Raw genomic sequence first — 22,754 nt, forward strand, 5'->3', positions numbered from 1 at the left:
ACGGTTCCAGTATCGCCCACTGCTCATTCGTCAGGTCACCACGCCCCACACGAAGATCATCTCAAACCAAGACACACTTCTAAAACACGCCCTAGTTGCGGTACTTGCACACGCATCTACCGCAACTAGAGGACGAAACGCGTCAGGTGCCGATCGCTTCGGCGAGCGCCAGGATCCGCCGCGCGTTGTCCACGTGCAGGTTCTCGATCATCCGCCCGTCCACGGTCACGACGCCCTGCCCGGCCGCCTTGGCCTCCTCGAACGCCGAGATGATCTTGCGTGACCGCTCGATCTCCTCCTTGGACGGCGCGAAGATCCGGTTGCACGGCTCCAGCTGCGCCGGGTGGATCAACGTCTTGCCGTCGAAGCCGAACTGGCGCCCTTGCAGGCACTCCGCCTCGAAGCCTTCGAGGTCCTTCACGTCGTTGTAGACGCCGTCGAGGATCGCCTTGCCGGTCGCCCGCGCGGCCAGCAGCGCCAGCGAAAGCCCGCCTAGCAGCGGCGCCCGGCCCGGGACGAACTCGGCGTGCAGCTCCTTCGCCAGGTCGTTCGTGCCCATCACCAGCACGGTCAGCCGCTCGGACGCCGAAGCGATCTCCTCGGCGTGCAGCATCGCGACCGGGGTTTCGACCATCGCCCAGATCTTCGTGTGCTCCGGCGCGCCGCCGAGTTCCAGCGCGCGCTCGATGTTGTGCACTTCGGCCGCGGAGTTCACCTTCGGCACCACGATCGCGGCCGGGCCCGCCTGCGCCGCGGCGCGGAGGTCGGCGTCGTGCCATTCGGTGTCGAGGCCGTTGACGCGGATGGTCACTTCCCGCTCGCCGTACTCCTTCGACGACGCGGCAGCACAGACCCGCTCGCGAGCGGCTTCCTTCGCGTCGGGCGCGACGGCGTCTTCGAGGTCGAGGATGAGCGCGTCGGCGTCGAGCGTCTTCGCCTTTTCCAGCGCTCTTTCGTTGGCGCCCGGCATGTAGAGGACGGAACGTCGGGGATTCATGCTTGAGCCTCCTGAGTGGCCGCGTCGTAGGCGGCGGCGAGTTCGGGGTCGTCGGCGGCCAGGGCGTCGGCGAGTTCGGCGACCACCCGGCACTGCTTCACCGAGGCGTCGTCCTGCATCTTCCCGTCGATCATCACGGCGCCGGTGCCGTCACCCATCGCGGCGATCACACGCCGCGCCCAAGCCACGTCTTCAGGGGAAGGCGAGAACACCTTCTTGGCGATGTCGATCTGTACCGGGTGCAGGCTCCAGGCACCCACGCAGCCGAGCAGGAACGCGTTGCGGAACTGGTCTTCGCAGGCCACGACGTCGCGGATGTCGCCGAACGGCCCGTAGAACGGCAGGATCCCGTTCGCCGCGCAGGCGTCGACCATCCGCGCGACCGTGTAATGCCAGAGGTCCTGCTGATACGTCGTGCGTCCCTCGTTCAGGTCCTCGCCGGTCGGGTCGGTGCGCACCAGGTAGCCGGGGTGCCCGCCACCCACCCGGGTGGTCTTCATCCGGCGGCTCGCGGCGAGGTCGGCCGGGCCGAGCGAGATGCCCTGCATCCGCGGGCTCGCGCCGGCGATCTCCTCGACGTTCGCGACACCGCTGGCGGTCTCCAGGATCGCGTGCACCAGCAGCGGTTTCGTCAGGCCCGCCCGCGCTTCGAGCTGCGCGAGCAGCCTGTCGACGTAGTGGATGTCCTGCGCGCCTTCGACCTTCGGCACCATGATCACGTCGAGCTTGTCGCCGATCTCGGTGACCAGCGTGATCAGGTCGTCGAGCACCCACGGCGAGTCGAGGCTGTTGACGCGGGTCCACAGCTGCGTCTTGCCGAAGTCGGTCGCCTTCGCGATGGCGACGAGCCCGTTCCGCGCGGCCTCCTTGCGGTCGGCGCGCACGGCGTCCTCGAGATTGCCGAGCAGGACGTCGACCTTCTTGGCGAGGTCCGGGACCTTGGCCGCCATCTTTTCGTTGCTGGGGTCGAAGAAGTGGATCATCCGCGAAGGAGGCACGGGGATCTGGCGGAGCGGTTCCGGCGCCCCCACCGCGAGCGGGGCGAAGAAATCCTTCGGCGAACGCATCGTTCCTCCATCGCAACGGGCTAAGTGACCGACGAGTAACCCTAAACCCGGAAGGCGGGGAACCGCTGCGGCGCAGCTCACCTCCAAGGGGACACGATCGGGAATCGCGGAGGAATCTGTGGACGACTGGGCCTTGCCGGGTTTTACCGAGATGGGGTCGCTGGGCGAAGGCGGATTCGGGCGTGTCGTACTGGCACGCCATGATGAATCCGCCCAGGTCGTGGCCATCAAATACCTGTACACACGGTTCGCGGCCGACCCGCGGCGCCTGGCCGAATTCCGCCATGAGGCGCAGGTCCTGAGCCGCGTTTCGGGGCCTCACATCGCCCGTCTGCACCAGTTCGTGGAGACCCCACAAGGTGCCGCCATCATCATGGAAGCGGTTCACGGAATCTCCCTGAAAGAGATCCTCGGCCGCCAGGACAAGCTCGAGCCCGAAGCCGCGCTGGCCATCCTCAAGGGTTCACTGCTCGGCCTCGCCGGCGCCCACGCCGCGGGGACCGTCCACCGCGACTACAAACCGGCCAACGTCCTGGTCACCCGAGAGGGTCAAAGCAAGCTCGTCGACTTCGGTATCGCCGTGCTCGCCGGGCAGACCGGGGTCGCCGCGGGCACGCCCGCGTACATGGCGCCCGAGCAGTGGGCGGGCGGGATCGCCACCCCCGCGACCGACGTCTACGCCGCGACCTGCGTGTTCTTCCAGTGCGTCGCCGGGCACAAGCCGTATGAGGCCGAACAGACCGAAGTGCTGCGCACGCTGCACGAATACGCGCCGATCCCGTTCGGCGAGGTTCCCGAACCGGTCCGCGACCTCATCGCGCGCGGCATGGCGAAGGACGTCGCCCAGCGGCCGTCGGGCGCGGCCGAGTTCGTCACCGAACTGGAGTCTTCCGCGAGGAAGGCGTACGGCGACGACTGGGAGCGCAACGGCTGGCACTGGCTCGCCAAGGGCGCCGGTGTCCTGGTCACCCTGTCCCCGCTGGCCCTGCTCGGAGCCGGGACCGCCGCCGCGCCGGTCATCGCGGGCGGCGCGGCGGGCGGTGTCGCGGCGACCACCGGCGGCGGGATCGCGCTCGGTCTCAAGGTGACCGCCGCGATCGCCGCCGTCACCGCGGCCGCCGTCGGCACGGTCGTGGTGGTCAACTCCGGCGGCGACGACCCGGCGCCGCCGATCACGACGACGCTCGCCGCGATGAAGGTCGACCTGCTCACCCGTACCGAGAAGCTCAACGGCTTCGACTACAACGGCAAGTACGTCCGGATCAGCGGGCTGAAGGACAAGGCCGTGGAGGAACGGGTCAACAAGGCGCTGATGGCGCCGATCGACGAGTGGCTCACCACCCTCTGGTCGCCGGGCAACCCGCCGGAGAAGGAGCCCGACGGCGACATCCCGCACATGTCCACGACGGCCGAGGTCCTGCGTCAGGACGACAAGCTGCTTTCGGTCGTCTACGAACGCTCGGTCGAAACGGTGCAGCTCGGGAATCACGGCTCCTACGACGTCCGCACCCTCGTGATCGATCTGTCCGGCGGTGACGTGATCTCGACCGCGAACCTGTTCGACGACGTCGAGGGCAACGCCGAGCGGATGCTGAAACTGGAGAACACGTTCTACGCCTCGGCCAAACCGGGTGAGTGCCTCTCCGAGCCGCCGTCGCGGCCGGAGCATCTTCCCGTCCGGTCGATGTCGGGCCCGAACGCCGAAGACAGGTCGATCGTGCAAGCGGCACCCGCGACGAGCGGGATGGTCTTCTACGTCAGTGCTTACGTGCTCGGGTACGCGATGGCCTGCAGTCCGACGACGGTCACCGTCCCCTACGACCGGTTGCTCGATCTGCTGAGTCCCACGGTCAAGAAGCTGCTCGGCGACACACCGGCGCAACGGACCAAAGAGGACAACGTCGGCGCCTTCACCATCACCACGCCGGAAAAATGGAAGCTGCTGTCCAGTGCGACGCCCGAGCGCCAGCTCGTGACCGCCGATCAGTGCACGGGGGCGCAGTGCGCGAGCGTCCTTTTCAGCGACAACTCGCGGGTCGACCCGGCCACTCCGGCGTATGAACCGGGCAAGCCGTACAACCGCTCGACCGGTCCGCGTCCGTGTCCTTCCATCGGGGCACCCGGCGAAACGCAGGGCTCGCCCGTCCTGGAGAAGAAGGAGCTCCGGCCGATCGGGACGAAGAAGGCCGCCTACGAGGAATGGCGGCTCACCTGCTCCGGAGGCGGGACCATGACACAGCGGGTGTGGTTCCTGCCGAAAACGCAGCTCGTGGTCGTCGACGAATGGAACACTCCTGGCCTCGACAAGATTCTGGAAGAGGCGAAGTGGCCGTGAACATCAACGACGTGAACGACGAGTGGAGCCTGCCCGGCTTCACGGAGCTGGAGCAGCTCGGCACGGGCACCTTCGGCCGCGTGGTGCTCGCGCGTCAGGACAACACCGGCCACGTCGTCGCGATCAAGTACCTCTTCTCCCGCTTCGCCGCCGACCCCGCCTATCTCGACGCGTTCCGCCAGGAGGCGCTTGCGCTGCACCGGGTGTCGAGCCCGCATGTCGTGAAGTTGTACGAGTTCTTCGAGACGCCGCAGGGCGCGGCGATCGCGATGGAGGCGATCAACGGTGTCTCGCTGCGGTCGGTGCTGCAGGCCGAAGGCGCCCTCGAACCCGAAGCCGCGCTCGCGGTGCTCAAGGGTTCGTTGCTCGGGCTGGCCGCGGCGCACTCCGCCAACGTCGTCCACCGGGACTACAAACCGGGCAACGTCCTCGTCGCCGGCACCGGCGAGAGCAAACTCGTCGACTTCGGCACGGCCGTACTCGCCGGTGAACGGGGCCCGGCCGTCGGCACCCCGGCCTACATGGCGCCCGAGCAATGGTCAGGCGGGCAGGCCACCCCGGCCACCGACGTCTACGCCGCGACCTGCGTGTTCTTCCAGTGCGTCGCCGGGCATCGGCCGTATCAGGCCGACGACACCGAAGTGCTGCGCACGCTGCACGAACACGCACCGATCCCGTTCGGTGAAGTACCTCAGCCGGTGCACGAGATCGTCGCGTTGGGGATGGCGAAGGAGCCGTCGAAACGGCCGGTCGACGCGCTCATGTTCGTCGCGGAGCTGGAACGCGTCGCCCGGGCGGGTTACGGCGAAGACTGGGAGCGCAAGGGCTGGTCACGGCTGGCGAAGGCGACCGGCGTCCTCGTCGCGGTGACGCCGCTGGCCCTGCTCGGCGCCGGGACGGCGGCCGCACCCGGGGTCGCCGCCGCCGGAACGGGCGCGGTGGCCGCGTCGACCGGCGGGATCGCGGCCGGGTTGAAGATCGCTGTCGGCGTCGTGGCGGCGACAGCTGCGGTGGTTGGCTCGGTGGTCGTCTTCTCCGACCCGAGCAGTCCGCCGCCGCAGTCGCCGCCGACGACCCAGCAGGCCGTCGCGCTCAAGGTCGCGATGAAGAACCGCACCGGCACGGTGCCCGGCACCACCCTCCAGTTCCGAGGGCAGTATCCGGAGGTGACCGGCGGACCCGACCAGGCCTGGTCGAAACGGGTCAACGACGCCTTGACCGCGCCGATCGACGAGTGGAACCGGGAGACGGGACCAGGCGCGGCGGAGCTGGCGGCCGAGCACGGCGGCGGCCCCTACGAGCTCACCACCAAGGTCGAGGTGCGGATGCAGACCGAGAAGTACCTCTCGGTGCGCTACGAACACGGCCTCGAAAACGCTCCGCATCCGACTTGGAACATGGGCCGCTCCGCCGTCTTGATCGACCTCACCGGCGGTAACCCCGTCGCGCCCGCGGATCTGTTCCGCCCCGGGATGTTCTCGGATCAGGGGATGCTGGCACTCAGCGACCTGCTCTGGCCCGATCACGATCAAGGGTGCGGACTGAAGACCTGGACCCCGATCAAGCCCGCTGACCTGGCCGGGCCGGGGGAACGCAAGGTGTTCCCCACCTTCACACCCGCCGAGGTCGAGCTCACGATCAACTTCAACCGGCTCGGTTTCGAGACCGCCTGCGGCGTCCAGACGATGACGCTGCCGTACGACCGGCTGTCCGACCTGCTGAACCCCGAACTCGTCGCGGGGCTGACCGGCGGCAAGGCCGCGAAGGGGACTTCGCCGCCGCCGCCCGCGCAAGGACTCACCGACGTCCCGGTCGGCGCGCTGACCCTGCACCTGCCGCCGGGCTGGTCCGTCCAGCCGCAAGGGCTGGAGAAGGTGATCGTCGCCCCGGGCTGCCCGGACCCGAAGAAGTACTTCAACTGCAAGTACGTCCTGGTCACGGACAACGCGCAGGAATCGGCGGAGCAGCCGGCCTACCGGCCGGGCGAGTTCTACCGGCGCAGCGCGGGCGGCCGGGCCTGCAACGCCGCCGGGCGCAAGGACCTCCGCCAAGAGGGTGACGCGACGAAGACGACTTCCGCCACCGCACCGGTGGGCGGGGCGACGGCGACCTACGAGGAGTGGACGATCCAGTGTGTTCCTCGTGGACAGACGGGGGGAAGCGGCGACGCTCAAGTGACCCAGCGGATCTGGTTCGTTGCGGACAGGCAAATCGCGGTGATGGACGAGTGGCGGACACCGGGCGTCGAGGAACTGCTCCGCACCGCGACGGTCTCATGACCTTGACCTGCGAGGGTCCACAGTGGAATGACCATTCACTGGGCTGAATGGACCAGCGCTTTGCTTCCGTTGCCTCGCCAGTGTTCGGTGGCGGTCACCTCATACCTGTGACCGTTCGGAGACGCCGAGTAACACCACTTACCTCGTTCTCACTCGGTTGGCGGCACGGTCGGACTGAAGTCCGTCGACCGCCTACCGACCGGTCACCGATGACAAGGCGCCGTCGATCGCAGCCACTCGCCTTGTCCGGCGCCCCCGCGTCCCCGCCCTGTTAGACAGTTCATGTGCCGCTTCCACCGAGGTGGCACGGGGATGAAGAGCCTTAGGGAAACCAGGTTCGAAGGAGGCGGAACGTGGCGGCTACACCGAACATGGAGAGCTCGACGGTCGCCGGTGGCGCGAAGCGCAGCCGGTCACTGCCGAGCCGGGTGGTGCCGCCGATCGAACTGCCCGCGAGCGTCGAGGAGCTTTCACGCAAGGCCGCCGCCCTGCTCGGCTGGAACGGCATCGTGTTGCCGGAGACCACCGTGCTCGGCCGCAAGATCTGCGTGGTCGCCCGGCTCCGTACCGACGTGCACGCGGAGCGCATCGCGATGGGCATGGGTCCCGTCGTCGATCGCGCCACCGTCGACACCTGGACTTGGCCAGAGCTGGCCGCGACCGCACCCGCGCCGGCCGCCGAGATCATCGGCGTCCTCGCGGTCGCCCGGCACTGGCGCACCGCGATGGCCTCCGCGGTCCCGTTCGCAAGGTACGGCGAGGCCGCGATGGTGCTCCCATCGCCCGCCGTACTGACGGAAGACTATGTCGGCAACTGCCTGCCGCGTGCCCGCGCCTACGGGCTGGCCATCGTCGCCGCCGACCCCAACGCGGTGACCGACCTCGACCTCGAGGGCCACAACGAGCGCATGATCCTGGACGAGGACCCGGTCTCGCGCCTGGTCAACGAGATCGTCTACGACCAGCTGCTGCGCGGCACCGAGGCTCCTGCCGAAGTCGAGTAGACCCACTACTCTCGCGAACATGCGAGTAGTCATTGCAGGTGGACACGGGCAGATCGCGCTTAAGCTGGAGAAACTCCTCGCCGAGCGTGGTGATCAGGCGGTCGGCATCGTGCGCAATCCCGATCACGTCGCCGACCTCGAGGCGATCGGTGCCGAAGCCGTCGTCCTCGACCTGGAAAAGTCCGATGTGGACGCCGTGGCCAAGGTGCTCGACGGTGCCGACGCGGCGATCTTCGCCGCGGGCGCCGGGCCGGGCAGCGGTACGGCTCGCAAGGACACTGTGGACAGGGCCGCCGCGGCACTCTTCGCGGCGGCCTCCGAACAGGCGGGCGTACGGCGGCACATCCAGGTCGGTTCCATCAATGCCGACGTATGGGAGACCGCGGACGTTCCGGACGATTTCCGGCTGTACCTCAAAGCCAAGAAAGCGGCCGAGGACGATCTGCGCGCCCGCGATCTCGAATGGACGATCCTGCGACCGGGACAGCTCACGAACGACGAGGGCACCGGCAAGATCTTGATCGCCGAATCCACCGAACGCGGCCCCATTCCCCGGCAGGACGTCGCCGCGATCCTCGTCGCGCTGCTCGACGATCCGTCGACGGCGGGACGTGTCCTCACCACGATCTCGGGTGATACTCCTATCTCTCAGGCCGTTTCCGCTCTGTGAAGCTCTAGTGTGTGGACGTAATCCGTCAGTTAAGTGAACGGAGTAAGTCCTTGCGCGAGGACATCGCGGTTTTCAGCGGTAGCGCACATCCCGAGCTCGCCGAAGAGATCTGCACGCATCTCGGTGTTCCGCTGCATCCCGTGCAGGTGCAGCGGTTCGCCAACGACTGTCTCGAAGTCCAGCTCCAGGCGAACTGCCGCGAGCGCGACGTTTTCCTGATCCAGCCGTTGGTGCGGCCGGTGCAGGAACACCTCGTCGAACTGCTGCTGATGCTGGACGCCGCGCGGGGCGCGTCGGCGAAGCGGATCACCGTCGTCATGCCGCACTATTCGTACGCCCGGTCGGACAAAAAGGACGCGCCGCGGATTTCGATCGGCGGCCGTCTCGTTGCGGACCTCATGGCGACCGCCGGCGCCGATCGCGTCCTCGCGATGACGCTGCACTCACCGCAGGTGCACGGCTTCTTCAGTGTTCCGGTCGACCATCTGCACGCCTTGCAGGAACTGGCCAAGCACTTCCGGCAGTACGACCTCTCCGCGACCACCGTGGTTTCGCCGGATCTCGGCAACGCCAAGGAGGCCGCGCATTTCGCCCGGCTGCTCGGGGTTCAGGTCGCCGCGGGCGCGAAGCAGCGTTTCGCCGACGACAGGGTCGAGATCAGCTCGGTGATCGGTGAGATCACCGGCCGCGACGTGATCGTCCTCGACGACGAGATCGCCAAGGGCAGCACGGTGATCGAACTGCTCAACAAGCTGAGGGAACTGAAGCCGCGCTCGATCCGCGTCGCGTGCACGCACGGCTTGTTCTCCAGCGGCGCGCTCGAGCGGATCGGCAGCCAGCCGGACGTGCTGGAGGTCGTCTGCACCAACACCGTGCCGATCCCGCCGGAGGAACAGAGCCCGAAACTCCGGGTCCTGTCGATCGCGCCCGCGCTGGCGGAGGCGATGCGGCGGATCCACAACGGCGAATCCGTCAGCGCGCTCTTCGAAACGAACTAAACGGTTCCCAGGACCCGGTCGAGGTACGTGTTCGTGAAGACCCCGGCCGGGTCCACCTCCTTGCGGATCCGCGTGAAGTCGTCGAATCGCGGGTAGCGCGAGCGGAGGGTCGCGGCGTCGAGGTCGTGCATCTTGCCCCAGTGCGGGCGGCCGCCGACCTCGCCGACGATCGACGCGAATCCGGCGAAGTACTCGCGATAGGGCATGCCGATGAACTGGTGGATCGCGATGTAGGCGGAGTCGCGGCCGTTCGCGGTCGAGAGCCAGATGTCGTCCGCGGCGGCGACGCGCACCTCGACCGGGAACGCGACCGGATTCTCCAGCTTCGGGACGAACGCGCGGAGTTCGGAAAAGACGTCGAGCAGCGATTCGCGGGGGATCGCGAACTCCGACTCGACGAACCGCACGCCCCGATGGGTCACGAAGACGCGATGCGACGTGTCGCTGTACTCGCGGGCCGAGAGGATGTTCGAGGCGAACTTTCCGAGCGGCTGCACGAGTTTCGGCACCGCGCGGCCGAGACGGCACAGCCCGCCGAACGCGACGTTCTCCGTGATCTCGTAGTCGACGAATTCCTTCACCCTGCCCAGTGGCTTGCGTTCGCTGCCCGCCGGGAGCCGGTTGTTGCGCTTGACCAGGGCGTTCTTGCCGTACGGGAACCAGTAGAACTCGAAGTGGTCGTTCTCGTCGGCGAACTGGTCGAAGCCTTCGAGGACCTGTTCGAGTGGTTCCGGCCGCTCCTGGGCGGAGAGCAGGAACGACGGCTCACACTGCAGAGTGACCGTGCTGATGACGCCGAGCGCGCCGAGACCCACTCTCGCGGCGGCGAAGAGGTCGGGGCGCTCGTCCGCCGAACAGGCGACCACGGTGCCGTCGGCGAGCACGAGTTCGAGCGCGGCGATCTGGGTGGCGATACCGCCGAGCCGGGCGCCGGTGCCGTGGGTGCCGGTGGAGATCGCGCCCGCGACGGTCTGCGCGTCGATGTCGCCGAGGTTGGTCATCGCCAGCCCGAGCGCGTCGAGTTCGGCGTTGAGCTGCTTGAGCGTGGTGCCCGAGCGGACCGTGACCAGGCCTTTCGCGACGTCGGCCGACGCGATGCCCGCCCAGCCGGTGAGGTCCATGGCGTCCGAATCCGCCACGGCGATCGCCGTGAACGAGTGACCGCTGCCCAGCGGGCGCAGGCGCCGTCCGTCCGCGGCGGACCGGCCGATCGCCTCGGCGATCTCCTCCGTGCCGCGCGGTCGGTGCACGCGCAGCGGCGACGCCGTCGCGGTACCGGCCCAGTTGCTCCACCGAGTCATGCACACACCCAATCCGAGAGTCTGCTGCCCTTGAGATGTTCGAGTGCCGAAACAGTAAGTGAATAGTATTCGCGTTTCAAGCCCTTCTGTCGTACCTTAGTTCGGGTGACCAGTGCGACGGTGTACGACTTGGCGACGAAGGACCTGGATCCTCCGTTCGCGGTTGTCGACTTGGATGCGTTCGACGCGAACGGCGCCGACCTGCTGCGGCGGGCGGCGGGCAAGCCGATCCGCGTGGTCAGCAAGTCCGTTCGTTGCCGGTACCTGCTCGAACGGGTGCTAGCGCGGCCCGGCTTCGAAGGCCTCATGTGCTACTCGCTCGCCGAAGCCGTCTGGCATGTCGAGCAGGGGACAGCCGACGACATCGTGGTCGCGTACCCGACCGCCGACCACGGCGCGCTGCGACGGCTGGCGGCGAACGACCGGGCGCGGGCGGCGATCTCGATCATGGTCGATTCGCCGGAACACCTCGACCTGGTCGATGCCGCGCTGGGACAGGACCATCCCGAGATCCGCGTCTGTCTCGAACTCGACGCTTCGTGGCGGCCGCTGCCAGGGGTGCACGTCGGCACCAGGCGCTCACCGGTGTTCAGCCCGCGGCAGGCCGCCGATCTGGCGCGAACCATCCTGTCCCGCAAGGGTTTCCGGCTCGTCGGGATGATGGCGTACGAAGGCCAGATCGCCGGGCTCGGCGACGCGGCGGGCAGCGGCGTCAAGAACTCGCTCATCGGCTGGATGCAGCGGAAGTCCATTGTGGAAATCGCGAAGCGCCGCGCGGCCGCCGTTCGCGCTGTCCGGGCCTTGGCGGATCTGGAGTTCGTCAACGGCGGCGGCAGCGGCAGCGTCGAGTCGACCGGCGCCGAAGCGGCCGTCACCGAAATCGCCGCGGGCTCCGGCCTGATCGGCCCCACGCTTTTCGACGGCTACGCGCACTTCTCGCCGCGTCCGGCCGCGATGTTCGCGCTCCCCGTCGTCCGGCGTCCGGCGCCCAAGGTCGCGACGCTCTTCTCCGGCGGCTACATCGCTTCCGGCCCGACGGAGTCTTCGCGGCAGCCGACGCCCTACCTGCCCGAAGGCCTTTCGCTGCTCGGATTCGAAGGCGCGGGCGAAGTCCAGACCCCCGTGTCCGGCGAAGCCGCCCGCCACCTGCGGCTCGGCGACCGCGTCTGGCTGCGCCACGCGAAAGCCGGCGAACTCGCCGAACGCTTCACGCACTACCACGTGATCATCGGCGACCGCGTCGACCGGACCGTCCCCACCTACCGAGGCGAGTCCCAAAACTTCGGCTGATCCGCGCGACCCCACCCCCCACCCGTCCCAGGGGGGCGCGCCCCGCACCAGCGTATCGGGAGGGGGTGTCGGGAAGCGGTGTCCTGAGGAGTGAGGGGCGAGGTTGTCCACAACTGTGGGTGGGTGTGGACAACTTATGTGGACAACTGGATAAGGCCAGCTCAGGGCATGTCTAGGCGTGGCTGATGGGGGCTGTGTGACTGGTGGGGCTTGGGAATCGGGCATCGGTGGACACGAATGGAGCAAGGGGGATCCACCGGTGACGGCAAGGCCACCTTCGGGACGTTCAACGTCCTGAAGGTGGCCTTCGCGACGTCCGGGCACCAGGTCACGAGTCCAGCTCACGAGTCCATAGTGGACGGAAGCGAGGTGAAGGACACCTTCGCCGCATGCGACGTGGGGAAAGCGCCCTTCGCCGCATCGGACGCGGGCAGAGCGTCCTTCAGCTCCGGACCCTCAGGCTTCGCCGAACTTGCTCGCCAGGTACCCCTTCACCACCGACTTCGCCTCCGCCACGATCCGCTCGTCCCCGCGCGGGTCACGGCGGAACGCCAGCTTCAGCAGCGCGTCGGCGGTTTCGTTCGCGATCGTCAGCGCGAACCGGATGTCGTCCAGCGGCGACGAGATCCGCGCCGAAAGGATGTCGGTGAGCGCGTCGACGATGACGGCGTTGTTGTCGCGAGTCTCGTCGAGGAGCTGCCGGTCCACGACGTCACCGAAGTGGACCTTCGAGAAACCGGGGACCTCGCGGTGCATGTCGAGGTAGATGTCGAGGATCGAGTCCACGACATCCCACCAGTGTTCGGGCGCGAGCTCGTTCAAGGTTTCGGACACCGAGGCGACGAACCGTTCGAGGTTGCGTTGCGTCAGCGCTTGCACCACGGCCCGCTTGTCGGGGAAGAACTGGTACAGCGACCCGACGGCCACCCCCGCGCGCTTCGCGATCAACGTGGTCGTCAGTGCGTCGTAACCGAGCTCATCGATCAGCTGGGCGCTGGCGTCGAGCATCTGCTCCACCCGCTTGGCGCTGCGTTGCTGGACGGGCTGCCGCCGGAGCGGAGTCGTCTCCGTCGGCGGTTTCGCGGCCTGGATGTCGGACACTCGGGCTCCTCCTTCGCTGATCTGCGACTTTATCGTGCCGACAGGGTTCCCCACGGTCGAGTGAAGGCATAGTATCTGAGAACTTTTCATGTTCGGCCGTGTCTCCGAAGAAAGGTGCGTAGCCGGTGGAAAATCCGACCTTCCCGTCCGAATTCCTGTGGGGTGTCTCGACCTCCGCCTTCCAGATCGAGGGGGCGACCGGCGAGGGCGGCCGAGGACAGTCCATTTGGGACACGTTCACTGAAACGGAGGGGAAGATCGCGCGGGGGGAGGACGCCAAGGTAGCCGCCGATCACTTCCACCGCTACTCCGAAGACATCGCGATGATGGCCGGGCTCGGCGTCGGCGCGTACCGGATGTCCTTCGCCTGGCCGAGAATCCAGCCCGACGGCGACGGAAAGCCCAACGCGGACGGCCTCGCCTTCTACGACGGGCTCATCGACGAGGTCTGCGCCGCCGGAATCGACCCGGTCGGGACGCTCTTTCACTGGGATCTCCCACAGGCGCTCGAGGACAAGGGTGGCTGGCTCTCCCGTGATACCGCCGAACGCTTCGCGGAGTACGCCGCCATCCTGGGCGAGCGGTTCTCCGATCGGGTGAAAATGTGGATCCCGCTCAACGAGCCCATGGTCATGTCGATCTTCGGCTACGCGATCGGCGAATACGCGCCGGGCAAGACACTCCTGCTCGATGCCCTGCCCACCGCGCACTACCAGAATCTTGCCCACGGTCTCGCCGTCCAAGCCCTGCGCGCGGCCGGTGCCCGCAGCGTCGGCACGGCCAACAATCATTCGCCGATCTGGCCCGCCTCCGATTCGCCGGAGGACAAGGCCGCGGGCGAATGGATCGACGCCCTCATCAACCGTACGTACGTCGATCCGGTGCTGCTGGGCCGTTATCCCGAACAGGTCGTCGAACATCTCCCGAAGGACTTCGCCGACGATCTCCCCGCCATCGCGCAGCCGCTCGACTTCTACGGGGTGAACTACTACGAGCCGCAGGGCGTCGCCGCGCCCGGTGAAGGCAATCCGCTGCCCTTCGAGCTCCGCGCGATCGAGGGGTATCCCATGACCACCAACGATTCCCCGATCGTCCCGCACGGCCTGCGCGAGCTGCTCGTCACCTTCCAGGAGCGCTACCGTGAGCACCTCCCACCCGTCTACATCACCGAAAACGGCTGCAGTTTCCACGACGTCGTCGCCGAAGACGGGCACGTCCACGACCAGGAGCGCATCGACTTCCTGCACAGTCACCTGGTCGCGGTGCGCGAGGCGATGGACGCCGGCGTCGACGTCCGCGGGTACTTCGTCTGGTCGCTGATGGACAACTTCGAGTGGTCGAAGGGCTACCAGCCGCGGTTCGGCCTGGTGCACATCGACTACGAGACACAGAAGCGGACCCCGAAGGATTCCTTCGGCTGGTACCGGAAACTGATCAGCCATGAGTGAGCTCAGAGCCTTGCCCGAGGCGCTCGCCGAGCCGGTCGCCAGGGTCCGCGCGGGCTGGATGAGCCTGCTGTTCTTCGCGAACATCGCGCTCTGGCTCGGGGTCTACGCGCCCATTCAGGTCCTACTGCCGAAACAGGCCGAAATCCTGGACGCGGCCAACAAAGAAGCCGTGTTCAGCCTGGTCACCGGCGTCGGCGCGATCGTCGCGCTGATCGCCAACCCGGCCGTCGGCCTGCTCTCGGACCGCACCTGTTCCGCGCGCGGCCGCCGTCATCCGTGGACGGCCGTCGGTGCCGTGGTCGCCGCGGCCGGACTGCTCGTCCTCGCGTTCGCGCCGAACGTCGCGATCATGGTGCTCGGCTGGTGCCTGGTGCAGGCGGGCCTGAACGGAATGCTCGCGATGCTGGTCTCGGCGATCGCCGACCGGGTGCCCGTGACCCAGCGCGCGCAGGTCGGCGGGCTGGTCGGTATCGCCCAGATGCTCGGGACCGTGCTCGGCGCGGTGGTGGTCGTGGTGATGCTCGACCTCGCCGGACTCCCACTGGGCTACGCGGTGTGCGCGGCCATCGTACTGGCCGGCGCGGCGGCGTTCGTCCTGCGCACGCCCGACGCGCGGCTGCCGGTCGAGTACCGGCCGTCGGCACGGACCCGCGACGTCCTCTCGAATCTGTGGATCTCCCCGCGCGAACATCCGGACTTCGCCTGGGCGTGGGGCTGTCACTTCATGATCAACCTCGGCAATGCCTTCGGGACGCTGTACCTGCTGTTCTTCCTCAAGGACGCGGTGCATTACGAAGACCCCGACACCGGCCTGCTGATCATGATGGGGCTCTACGGCGCCGCTCTCATCGTCGGCGCGCTCATCGCCGGGTACTTCTCCGACAAGTCCGGACGCCGCAAGCCTTACGTCTTCGCGGCGTCAGCGGTGATGGCGGTGGCCGCGCTCCTGCTGGTCGTCTGGCAGAACTGGAAGGCCGCGCTCGCGGCGTCACCGTTGCTGGGCATCGGTTTCGGTGCGTACATGGCCGTCGCGCTGGCGATGCTCACGCAGGTGCTGCCCGCCGCGCAGGACCGGGCGAAGGACCTCGGGGTCATCAACATCGCGAACTCGTTGCCGCAGGTGGTGGCGCCGATGCTGACCGCGCCGATCCTGGCGTATCTGGGCGGGTATCCGAGCCTCTTCGCGGCCTCGGCGCTGTCCACCGTCATTGCCGCGGTGCTGGTCACGCGGGTGAAAACGGTCAGCTGAAAGGAAAGTTGGAGACCGCGGACCGATGCCGGTCGGGGGAGGGGAGTGCAACGGCACCGGCCCGCGGAGTTCGGGGGATGACAGCGTGTCCTTGGCAGGTATCGCGCTGCGTTTGTGATCATCAACCTAGCGACCGATTACTGCCTTCGCTAGGTGTTCTGCCGATAATTTTCGATTAATCGCGGTGGGGACCGGAGTGATTACCGAGAGCGGCTCGTCGCGTTCGGGGGTACGGGCGAACCGCTCTCGGCGGAGGCGAGGTCATGGCGTGGTTGCCGAGGGGGCGCTCGGACCGCCGTTCACTCGCCCAGGTTCTTTCAAGCTGTGTCTTCTCAAAGAGAGTCTGCAGGTCGCGCATTCTTTCAAGCGTGCACGCCGCCGATGGCAGGCCTGCGCGGGTTGACCAGCGCGTGCCTGCCGGTGGTTTCGCCGGCGCCCACACCACGAGTCTGACCAGGAACGCGACGGCGGGCTTCCCGCCGGTGGTCCTGGGTGGCCGCGGTCTGCTGGGGGGCGAGGCCACCGGCGACCAGGTGCTCGTGCGCGACCTGCCATACAGAGCAGGGCGCCTTGCACTTGTGCCAGCGGGTCGAGCAGGTGGGGCAGTCCCCACGCTCGTCGGGCTCGTGCGCCTGGAGCATCGCGCGCCAGCCTTCGGTCAACCGGGGGAGCTCCGAGCGGGCGACCGACACGAGCGACTGCGCGTCAGCCCGGTTCGCGAGATCGGAGAGCATGTCGAGGCGTTCCCAAACCGCGTTGCGGAGGACTTGCCCTAGGACCTGATCCACGGAGAACTCACCGTTACCTTTCCGCCATCTTGGCGGCTTCGTTGAGCGCGGCCCTGAGCTGTCCGAGCTGGCCGGACGTCATCCGCGCGGTCTCTCCTGGCGGCGAGACGAGAACCACCTGGTTGTCTTCGACGAACACGGTGACGGCGCGCTCGCGGCTGATGAGATCGCCGCACTGCACCCGCCAGACCAGCTGTCCGCCTTCGTAACGGCGCACACTCGCGGTACGAGGATCGACCGGTGCGGAAGGGGAGACCGGGCGGTTGGCACCGGGGGCGACGGCGACCGCCTGCTGACCGGCGGGGCCGGCCGCACGCAGGTGGCGCGTGGCCATACCGGGCCGTCCCGCGGTGATGGAGCCTGTTGCGATCGAGTCCACGAACTCCACTGGCTCTTCTCCGCTCTCTCGTTCCACGTCGTCTTCGTGACCGCGTATCCGCACCTATAGGGGTTCGGAGACTTGGTAGCTCTCTGTGATCGCTGCCGGTGGCTGGTCGGTCACGGAGATCTGACAACTACAGTGATGTGAAACCGAGTGCGATAGAAGGTCGAACCGCCGTCATAGCGGTGACCGGACGAGGTTTCACGGTAAGCGGTCAAACGACTTCTGCCGGACCGATCACGACGGGCATTCCGGTGTTTCGCACGGTTGAATAGGTGTGCTTACGCTGTTTCTCGACCCCAACGGAACTGTGAGGGGGCGCAATGGACGCCAGTATCGGTGGCGGCGCTGTCGCCGGCTCGGACCCCAAGAGCCGCCAGAGTCACCCCGTGCCGCCGGATGCCTGGGAGCAGTCGGAGATGCGAGCCGCACTGGCCTCACGGGAGATTTCGTCCGTGTACCGGCTGTTGCGCAAGCACGGTGTTTCGCAGCGTCAGATCGCCGCGATGACCGGCCAATCGCAGTCCGAGGTGTCCGAGATCCTCAAAGGTCGCCAGGTGATGGCGTACGACGTGCTCACCCGCATCGCTGACGGCCTTGGTGTCCCCCGGGGATACATGGGTCTCGCCTATGACGAGGCGACAGCGATCAAGGTCGTCGGCGCTGCCGACGGCCAGCAGGCGGAGGAGGACGAGTCCGTGAAGCGACGGAGGTTCCTCGCGCACGCCGCCCAGGTCACGATGGGTGCGGCGGTGTTCGGTCCGGAATCGGGTACCTGGTCGTCCGGGCCGGCGAAGACGCCCGCCCCCGGGCGGATCGGCATGACCGACGTCCGTCAGGTGGAGGCCGCGACCAGAGCGCTCCGGTCCCTCGACTACCAGTACGGCGGCGGTTTCTGCCGCGACGCCGTGGTCGCGCAGCTGTCCTGGGGACAGCAGATGCTCGAGTCCAACGGCACCGAAATGGTCAAGAACCGCCTGTACGTCGCACTGGCCGATCTGCACAGCCTCGCGGGCTGGACGTCCTTCGACACCGGCCTCCTGGACTCCGCGCGCGGCCATTTCGCGAACGCGCTGGACCTGGCCAAACAGGGTGACAACCACCCGCTGGTGGCCAACGTCCTCTACCGGATGGGCCGCGTCTACCTGCACCAGGACGCCCCGAACGACGCGCTGAAACTGTTCCAGCTCGGCCAGATCGCCGCCCAGGAATCGGGCTCCGAGCTGGCGGTCGCCGTGCTCTGCGCCAACGAGGCGTGGGCCTACGCGATGATGGGCAACGAGGAGCAGGCCACGAAGCTGCTCGGCCGGAGCAAGGACGAGTTCGCCCGCGCCGACCTGGCCGAGGCCGAGTCCTGGGTCAAGTTCTTCACCGAGACCGACGTCTACGCCATGATCGGCACCGTGCACACCGTGCTCGCCGCGAAGAACGCCGAGCACACCAAGTACGCGATCCCGGCGCTGACCAAGGCCGTCGAGTCCTACGACGACGACATGGCCCGCAGCAAGACGTTCATGCTCAGCGCGCTGGCCACGAACCACCTGCTCGAAGGCGATCTCGATCATGGCGCCAAGGTGGGCTCGAAGGCCGTCGACACCGCCGAGGGCATCAAGTCGGAGCGGGTGAAGGACCGGATGCGGCCGCTGCAGGTCGAGGCGGAGCGCCGCCGGAACAACGCCGACGCCCGTGACCTCGCCGATCGCCTCAACTCCTTCTACGCCGCCTGAGCGGACAGGGTTGGACGGCCGGTTCACGCCCGGCAAACTGCACGATGCCCTGGGGCGGACGTGTGAGCTGCTGGGCGTGGACCCCGACGGCGCCCGGCTGCTGAGGTTCACCAACAACGCCGTCTACGAACTGGCGAGCGCGCCGTTCGTCGTGCGGATCGTCGGGTCCACCCTGCTGCGGCACCGCGTCGGCACGGTCGTGCGGGTCGCACGGCACTTCGAACGGCACGAGGTGCCCGCCATCCGCCTGGTTGCCGGCCTCGGCCAGCCGTTGCCGGTCGGCGAGCATCTCGTGACGGTCTGGTGGAAAGTGCCGTCCACCGGCCGGAAGGCCAAGACCGCCGACCTCGCCGCGCTGCTGCGCCGGGTCCACGCGCTCGAGCCACCGGACGGACTCGCGGAGTGGGCGCCGTTCGCCGCGGTCCGCGCCCGGGTTTCGGACGCGGAGGAGCTGGCCGACGGTGACCGCCGGTTCCTGCTGGAGCGCTGCGCCGAGGTCGAGGCCGCCCTCGAAACGCTCGATTTCCCCCTGCCCAGGGGCCTCGTCCACGGGGACGCGCACACCGGGAATGTGATCACCGGGCCCGACGGCGCGGTGCTGTGCGATTTCGATTCGTCCTGCGTCGGGCCGCCGGAATGGGACCTGACGCCGCTGGCCGTCGGCCATGAACGGTTCGGTGATCCACCGGCCCGCTATCGCGTGTTCGCCGAGCGGTACGGATTCGACGTGACCACCTGGTCCGGGTTCTCGGTACTGCGCGCTATCCGTGAACTGAAGCTCACCACGAGTGTTCTCCCGATTCTCCGCAGTCACCCCAGCGTGCGCGATGAGCTGCGAAAACGGTTAGACGATCTCCGGAACGGGCGCACCGGTGCCCGCTGGAACCGGTATCGGTGACTCACCCGGGAAACCAATCTGCACGTGCATTCGCCGACAGCGAATGACCGTTCGTCGCTTGCCCGAATTCGCCGATCAAACGGTGACGAATTCGTCCGGGCTAATCACTTCTCCCGGCCCAATGCTCCCCCAAATGTGCAACTTGCAGCTACGTTCCGTTATTTAGCGCACTGATTTCACTCCGTCGCTGAGCCCTGATCGGTGTTGTCGGGGTCACAGCTGTTCCAAACGCGTACGCAGAGCGTCGGCCTCCGGTCGGCCGAGGCCGACGAAAATCGGCAAGGCCCGGTCGTAGAAGCGCCGGGCTTCGTCCGGTTCGCCGTCCGCCTCGGCGATCTCGCCGAACGCGAAGAGCGCCCTGGCCACCTCGAACCTCGAACCGCTCGACTCCATGGTGGCGTGGGCTTGCTCGAGTTCGGCCCGCGCGGCCGCGAGATCACCGGTCGCCGTGAGGGCTCGGCCGAGTTCGATCCGGGCGCGGGCCACGTTGTAGTCGTCGCCATCGAGGACGTCGCGAGCGCGGGTGAGGTCGGCGATCGCCGCCTCGGCCTGCCCGGCACGGACGCGGGTCGCGCCGAGGTTGATCAGCGCCAGCCCGACGTCGTGCGGACGGTTCTGGCGCTCGCTGAGCAGATGGTCCTCGGTGAACCACTCGATCGCGTCGTCGAGCCTGCCTTGCTGCAGGGCGACCAGGCCGAGCCCTTCGACCGACCGGATCTCGACGACGTGGTCACCGGCCGTCCGCGCGGCGTCGCGGCCGGCCAGGTAGTGCCGGACGGCGTCGTCGTACCGGCCGGTGCCGCGGCAGGCGGCGCCGCCGCGGTTGCGCATCAACGCCTCCGCGGAGGCGTTGCCCCACCTCTGCGCGCACTGGACGGCGATCTCGCTCACCCGCAGGAAGTCCGGATAGTGCTTGCGCAGCAGGAAAAGCGGCCACATCGCGGCGGCCAGCTGCCAGCCGAGCTCCGGCAGCTGCCACTCGTGGGCCGTCTCGACCGCGGCGATGAGGTTCTCGCGCTCCAGCTCCAGCCAGTCGAGTGCCTCTTCGTGAGTGTCGAACGACGCCCGCGTCGACGGCCGGTACTCGAAGCGGTACGGGATCGCGTCCTGGTCCGGCGTGGTCAGATCGGCGGTCGCGGAGGCGGTGAACAGGTACCACTCGAGCATGCGGCGCACCGCGATGTCGCGGTCGTACTCGTTGCCCGCCGTCTTTTCCTTGGCGTGCAGCCGCGCGAGGTCGTGGAAGGTGTACCGGTCGTCGCCGCGGTCGATCAGCAGCCCGACGTCGACGAGCTGGTCCAGCAGGTCGTCGGCGACCTCGTCACGGACGGCGATCGACGCGGCCGCGACACCGACGCCGAAGTCAGGACCGGGATGCAGCCCGAGCGCCGCGTACAGCGCCGCCGCGTCGGAGGGAAGTTCGTCGTAGGACAGGTTGAAGCTGGCTTCCACCGATTGCGCCTCTTTCGTCGAGAGCGTGGCCAGTCGACGATATTCCTTCCCCAGCTCGGTGGCGATCTTCTCCAACGACATTTTCGGGCGCCCCGCCAGCTTGGCGCTGACCGTGGTGAGGGCGATCGGCAGGCCGCCGCACAACTCGGCGATGGCTCGCGCCTGGTCGGCTTCGGCGCCGACCCGCTCGGCGCCGACCGCTCGTCCCAGCAGTTCGGCGCTGTGCGCGGAGCCGAAGGGAGCCAGCTCGATCAGCTTCGCGCGGTGTTCGGTCTGGAGCCTGCCGAGACGGCGCCTCGAAGTCACGATCACGAGGCTTTCCGCGCACGCGGGCAGCAGGGGCAGCACCTGCTCGGTCGACGCCGCGTTGTCCAGCAGCAAGAGCAGTGGCTGCTCGGCGGTCGTCGTGCGGAAGAGAGCGGTGAGTTCCTCGACGTCCGCGGGCAGTCCCTCCGGCGGGACGCCCAGCGCCCGGAGGAACCGGCCGAGCGCTTCGTTCGCGGAAAGCGGGCCGTTGGTGCTGAACCCGCCGAGATCCGCCCAGAGGTGGCCGTCCGGGAACCGGTCACCGAGGTGACGGCCCCACGCGGTGGCCAGCGCCGTCTTCCCGATCCCGCCCTGGCCGCTGATCAGGTGCACCGCCGGTCCGTCGGCGCCTTCCCGCGTCAGCAGGTCTTCGAGCAGCGTGAGCTCGGCCGAGCGATTGGTGAAGTGCGCGGGCACGGGCGGAAGCTGACGCGGGCCCGAACTCACCTGTCTGGTGAGCCTCACCGCCGAACGCTGACGCGGCACCTGCGGTGTGTCGACTCCACTCTCACCCGGAATCGGGCTGCCCATCCACTATCCCCTCTTCGGGTTACCCCAGCGATCGCGTAGAGCATCGCGGTGAGGATCCGGAGAGGACAGTGAAATCGGCCAAATGCGGCCGTTTGGAGCAAGGTCGGTAACGACTGACACGACCGGTACGGTTCAAGGCTTCTACTGGGTGACAGAAGAATTTTCATGGAGACCACAGGCAAGACGCGCTGGCAAGAAGGACTGTCGAACGAGCTGGAGCACTGGAGGATCTGGCTGTCCGGGGGTTCCGAGGCCTTCGCCGGCGGAGGGTTCAACGATTACGACTGGCGGACGAGACCGGACTCGGACCTGCGGAACCAACCGCATCTGACGCGGAACCTCGAGCCGTTCGCGCCGGAGGGAACGACCGTCCGCATCCTCGACGTCGGCGCGGGCCCGCTGACCTGCGTCGGCAAGGAATGGCCCGGTCGCACGGTGGAGATCACCCCGGTCGACCCGCTCGCCGACCAGTACAACACGCTCCTCGCCGAGCTGAACCTGACGCCGTTGGTGGCCACCGAGGACGCCGAGGTGGAGAAGCTCTCCGAGGTGTTCCCGGCGGACCACTTCGACCTGGCGTACTGCCAGAACGCGCTGGATCACGTGTACGACCCGGTGCTCGGCGCCCGCCAGATGCTCGAGGTCGTCAAGCCGGGCCACGCCGCCGTGCTGATGCTCAACGTGAACGAGGGCGAACGCGAGAACTACCACGGGTTGCACCAGTGGAACTTCTGCCGTGAAGGCGATGATCTCGTCGTCTGGAATCACGACGGGCGGGTGAGCGTCAACGAAGAGCTGTCCGGGGTCGCCGACGTTCGCTTCGAACCCGAGTCCACCGAGACGTTGATGGTCGTTTCCCTGGTCAAGAAGACGGACCGGTAGCGACTCCGAAAAAAGTTTCGGCAGGGATGTCGAGACCGGCGTGATGGCT

Annotated in this window: 18 protein-coding genes; 11 read left to right on the forward strand and 7 right to left on the reverse strand. The window is 67.7% G+C overall.

Features of this window, described 5'->3' with window-relative positions; genetic code table 11:
- Positions 1-142 precede the first annotated feature (142 nt).
- Together ACZ5IK_RS05475 and ACZ5IK_RS05480 are read right to left on the reverse strand one after the other, a co-directional pair.
- The gene (locus ACZ5IK_RS05475) at positions 143-997 is read right to left on the reverse strand and encodes an HpcH/HpaI aldolase/citrate lyase family protein (protein WP_465486720.1); all 855 of its coding nucleotides are present in this window, start codon (positions 995-997) and stop codon (positions 143-145) included.
- A complete protein-coding gene (locus ACZ5IK_RS05480; protein ID WP_101611637.1) occupies positions 994-2,064 on the reverse strand; it encodes an HpcH/HpaI aldolase/citrate lyase family protein in 1,071 nt (356 codons plus the stop codon). Before ACZ5IK_RS05480 ends, ACZ5IK_RS05475 begins: the two co-directional genes overlap by 4 nt.
- Positions 2,065-2,182: 118 nt before the next feature.
- Between ACZ5IK_RS05480 and ACZ5IK_RS05485 the strand changes: the two genes are divergently transcribed.
- The 5 genes from ACZ5IK_RS05485 (at position 2,183) to ACZ5IK_RS05505 (ending at position 9,350) form a co-directional block, all read left to right on the forward strand.
- Positions 2,183-4,399: a protein kinase domain-containing protein gene (locus tag ACZ5IK_RS05485; protein WP_465486721.1), complete on the forward strand. Its 2,217-nt coding sequence runs from the start codon at positions 2,183-2,185 to the stop codon at positions 4,397-4,399.
- Positions 4,390-6,678 carry a protein kinase domain-containing protein gene (locus ACZ5IK_RS05490; protein WP_465486722.1) on the forward strand — a complete coding sequence of 763 codons (2,289 nt, stop codon included), beginning with the start codon at positions 4,390-4,392 and terminating at the stop codon, positions 6,676-6,678. Before ACZ5IK_RS05485 ends, ACZ5IK_RS05490 begins: the two co-directional genes overlap by 10 nt.
- Before the next feature lie 353 nt (positions 6,679-7,031).
- The gene (locus ACZ5IK_RS05495) at positions 7,032-7,682 is read left to right on the forward strand and encodes a hypothetical protein (RefSeq protein WP_465486723.1); all 651 of its coding nucleotides are present in this window, start codon (positions 7,032-7,034) and stop codon (positions 7,680-7,682) included.
- A gap of 19 nt (positions 7,683-7,701) precedes the next feature.
- Positions 7,702-8,352, forward strand: coding sequence for an NAD(P)H-binding protein (locus tag ACZ5IK_RS05500; RefSeq protein WP_465486724.1), 651 nt, complete (start codon positions 7,702-7,704; stop codon positions 8,350-8,352).
- 50 nt (positions 8,353-8,402) lie between these two features.
- Positions 8,403-9,350 carry a ribose-phosphate diphosphokinase gene (locus tag ACZ5IK_RS05505; protein ID WP_465486725.1) on the forward strand — a complete coding sequence of 316 codons (948 nt, stop codon included), beginning with the start codon at positions 8,403-8,405 and terminating at the stop codon, positions 9,348-9,350.
- On the opposite strand, the gene ACZ5IK_RS05510 is transcribed toward ACZ5IK_RS05505, so the two are convergent.
- Positions 9,347-10,651 (reverse strand): D-arabinono-1,4-lactone oxidase, encoded by a 1,305-nt coding sequence (locus ACZ5IK_RS05510; RefSeq protein ID WP_465486726.1) that lies wholly within the window; start codon positions 10,649-10,651, stop codon positions 9,347-9,349. The genes ACZ5IK_RS05505 and ACZ5IK_RS05510 overlap by 4 nt on opposite strands.
- Before the next feature lie 105 nt (positions 10,652-10,756).
- Here ACZ5IK_RS05510 and ACZ5IK_RS05515 point away from each other — a divergent pair, with 105 nt between their 5' ends.
- A complete protein-coding gene (locus ACZ5IK_RS05515) occupies positions 10,757-11,941 on the forward strand; it encodes an amino acid deaminase/aldolase (RefSeq protein WP_465486727.1) in 1,185 nt (394 codons plus the stop codon).
- 456 nt (positions 11,942-12,397) lie between these two features.
- Here the strand turns inward: ACZ5IK_RS05515 and ACZ5IK_RS05520 are convergent, their stop codons facing one another.
- Entirely contained in the window at positions 12,398-13,042 is a 645-nt protein-coding gene (locus ACZ5IK_RS05520) for a TetR/AcrR family transcriptional regulator (protein WP_465486728.1), read from the reverse strand.
- 125 nt (positions 13,043-13,167) lie between these two features.
- Between ACZ5IK_RS05520 and ACZ5IK_RS05525 the strand changes: the two genes are divergently transcribed.
- Both ACZ5IK_RS05525 and ACZ5IK_RS05530 read left to right on the forward strand, forming a co-directional pair.
- Positions 13,168-14,490, forward strand: a complete 1,323-nt coding sequence (locus tag ACZ5IK_RS05525; protein WP_465486729.1) for a GH1 family beta-glucosidase — start codon at positions 13,168-13,170, stop codon at positions 14,488-14,490.
- The gene (locus ACZ5IK_RS05530) at positions 14,483-15,739 is read left to right on the forward strand and encodes an MFS transporter (protein ID WP_465486730.1); all 1,257 of its coding nucleotides are present in this window, start codon (positions 14,483-14,485) and stop codon (positions 15,737-15,739) included. The genes ACZ5IK_RS05525 and ACZ5IK_RS05530 overlap by 8 nt, the downstream gene beginning before the upstream one ends.
- A 362-nt stretch (positions 15,740-16,101) precedes the next feature.
- Here the strand turns inward: ACZ5IK_RS05530 and ACZ5IK_RS05535 are convergent, their stop codons facing one another.
- Entirely contained in the window at positions 16,102-16,527 is a 426-nt protein-coding gene (locus ACZ5IK_RS05535; RefSeq protein WP_101611648.1) for a hypothetical protein, read from the reverse strand.
- Between the two features lie 13 nt (positions 16,528-16,540).
- Positions 16,541-16,915, reverse strand: a complete 375-nt coding sequence (locus ACZ5IK_RS05540; RefSeq protein WP_101611649.1) for a hypothetical protein — start codon at positions 16,913-16,915, stop codon at positions 16,541-16,543.
- A gap of 317 nt (positions 16,916-17,232) precedes the next feature.
- Here ACZ5IK_RS05540 and ACZ5IK_RS05545 point away from each other — a divergent pair, with 317 nt between their 5' ends.
- Complete coding sequence (locus ACZ5IK_RS05545) at positions 17,233-18,636, forward strand: tetratricopeptide repeat protein (protein WP_465486731.1); 1,404 nt, start codon at positions 17,233-17,235, stop codon at positions 18,634-18,636.
- A 10-nt stretch (positions 18,637-18,646) separates the two neighbouring features.
- Positions 18,647-19,534 carry a phosphotransferase gene (locus ACZ5IK_RS05550; protein WP_465486732.1) on the forward strand — a complete coding sequence of 296 codons (888 nt, stop codon included), beginning with the start codon at positions 18,647-18,649 and terminating at the stop codon, positions 19,532-19,534.
- A 213-nt stretch (positions 19,535-19,747) separates the two neighbouring features.
- Here ACZ5IK_RS05550 and ACZ5IK_RS05555 read toward each other — a convergent pair whose 3' ends face one another.
- Positions 19,748-21,757 carry a tetratricopeptide repeat protein gene (locus tag ACZ5IK_RS05555; RefSeq protein WP_465486733.1) on the reverse strand — a complete coding sequence of 670 codons (2,010 nt, stop codon included), beginning with the start codon at positions 21,755-21,757 and terminating at the stop codon, positions 19,748-19,750.
- A 231-nt stretch (positions 21,758-21,988) separates the two neighbouring features.
- On the opposite strand from ACZ5IK_RS05555, the gene ACZ5IK_RS05560 reads away from it, so the two are divergent.
- Positions 21,989-22,705 carry a class I SAM-dependent methyltransferase gene (locus ACZ5IK_RS05560; protein WP_465486734.1) on the forward strand — a complete coding sequence of 239 codons (717 nt, stop codon included), beginning with the start codon at positions 21,989-21,991 and terminating at the stop codon, positions 22,703-22,705.
- Positions 22,706-22,754: the final 49 nt, after the last annotated feature.

It is taken from the genome of Amycolatopsis sp. NPDC031561 (genome assembly GCF_055580625.1).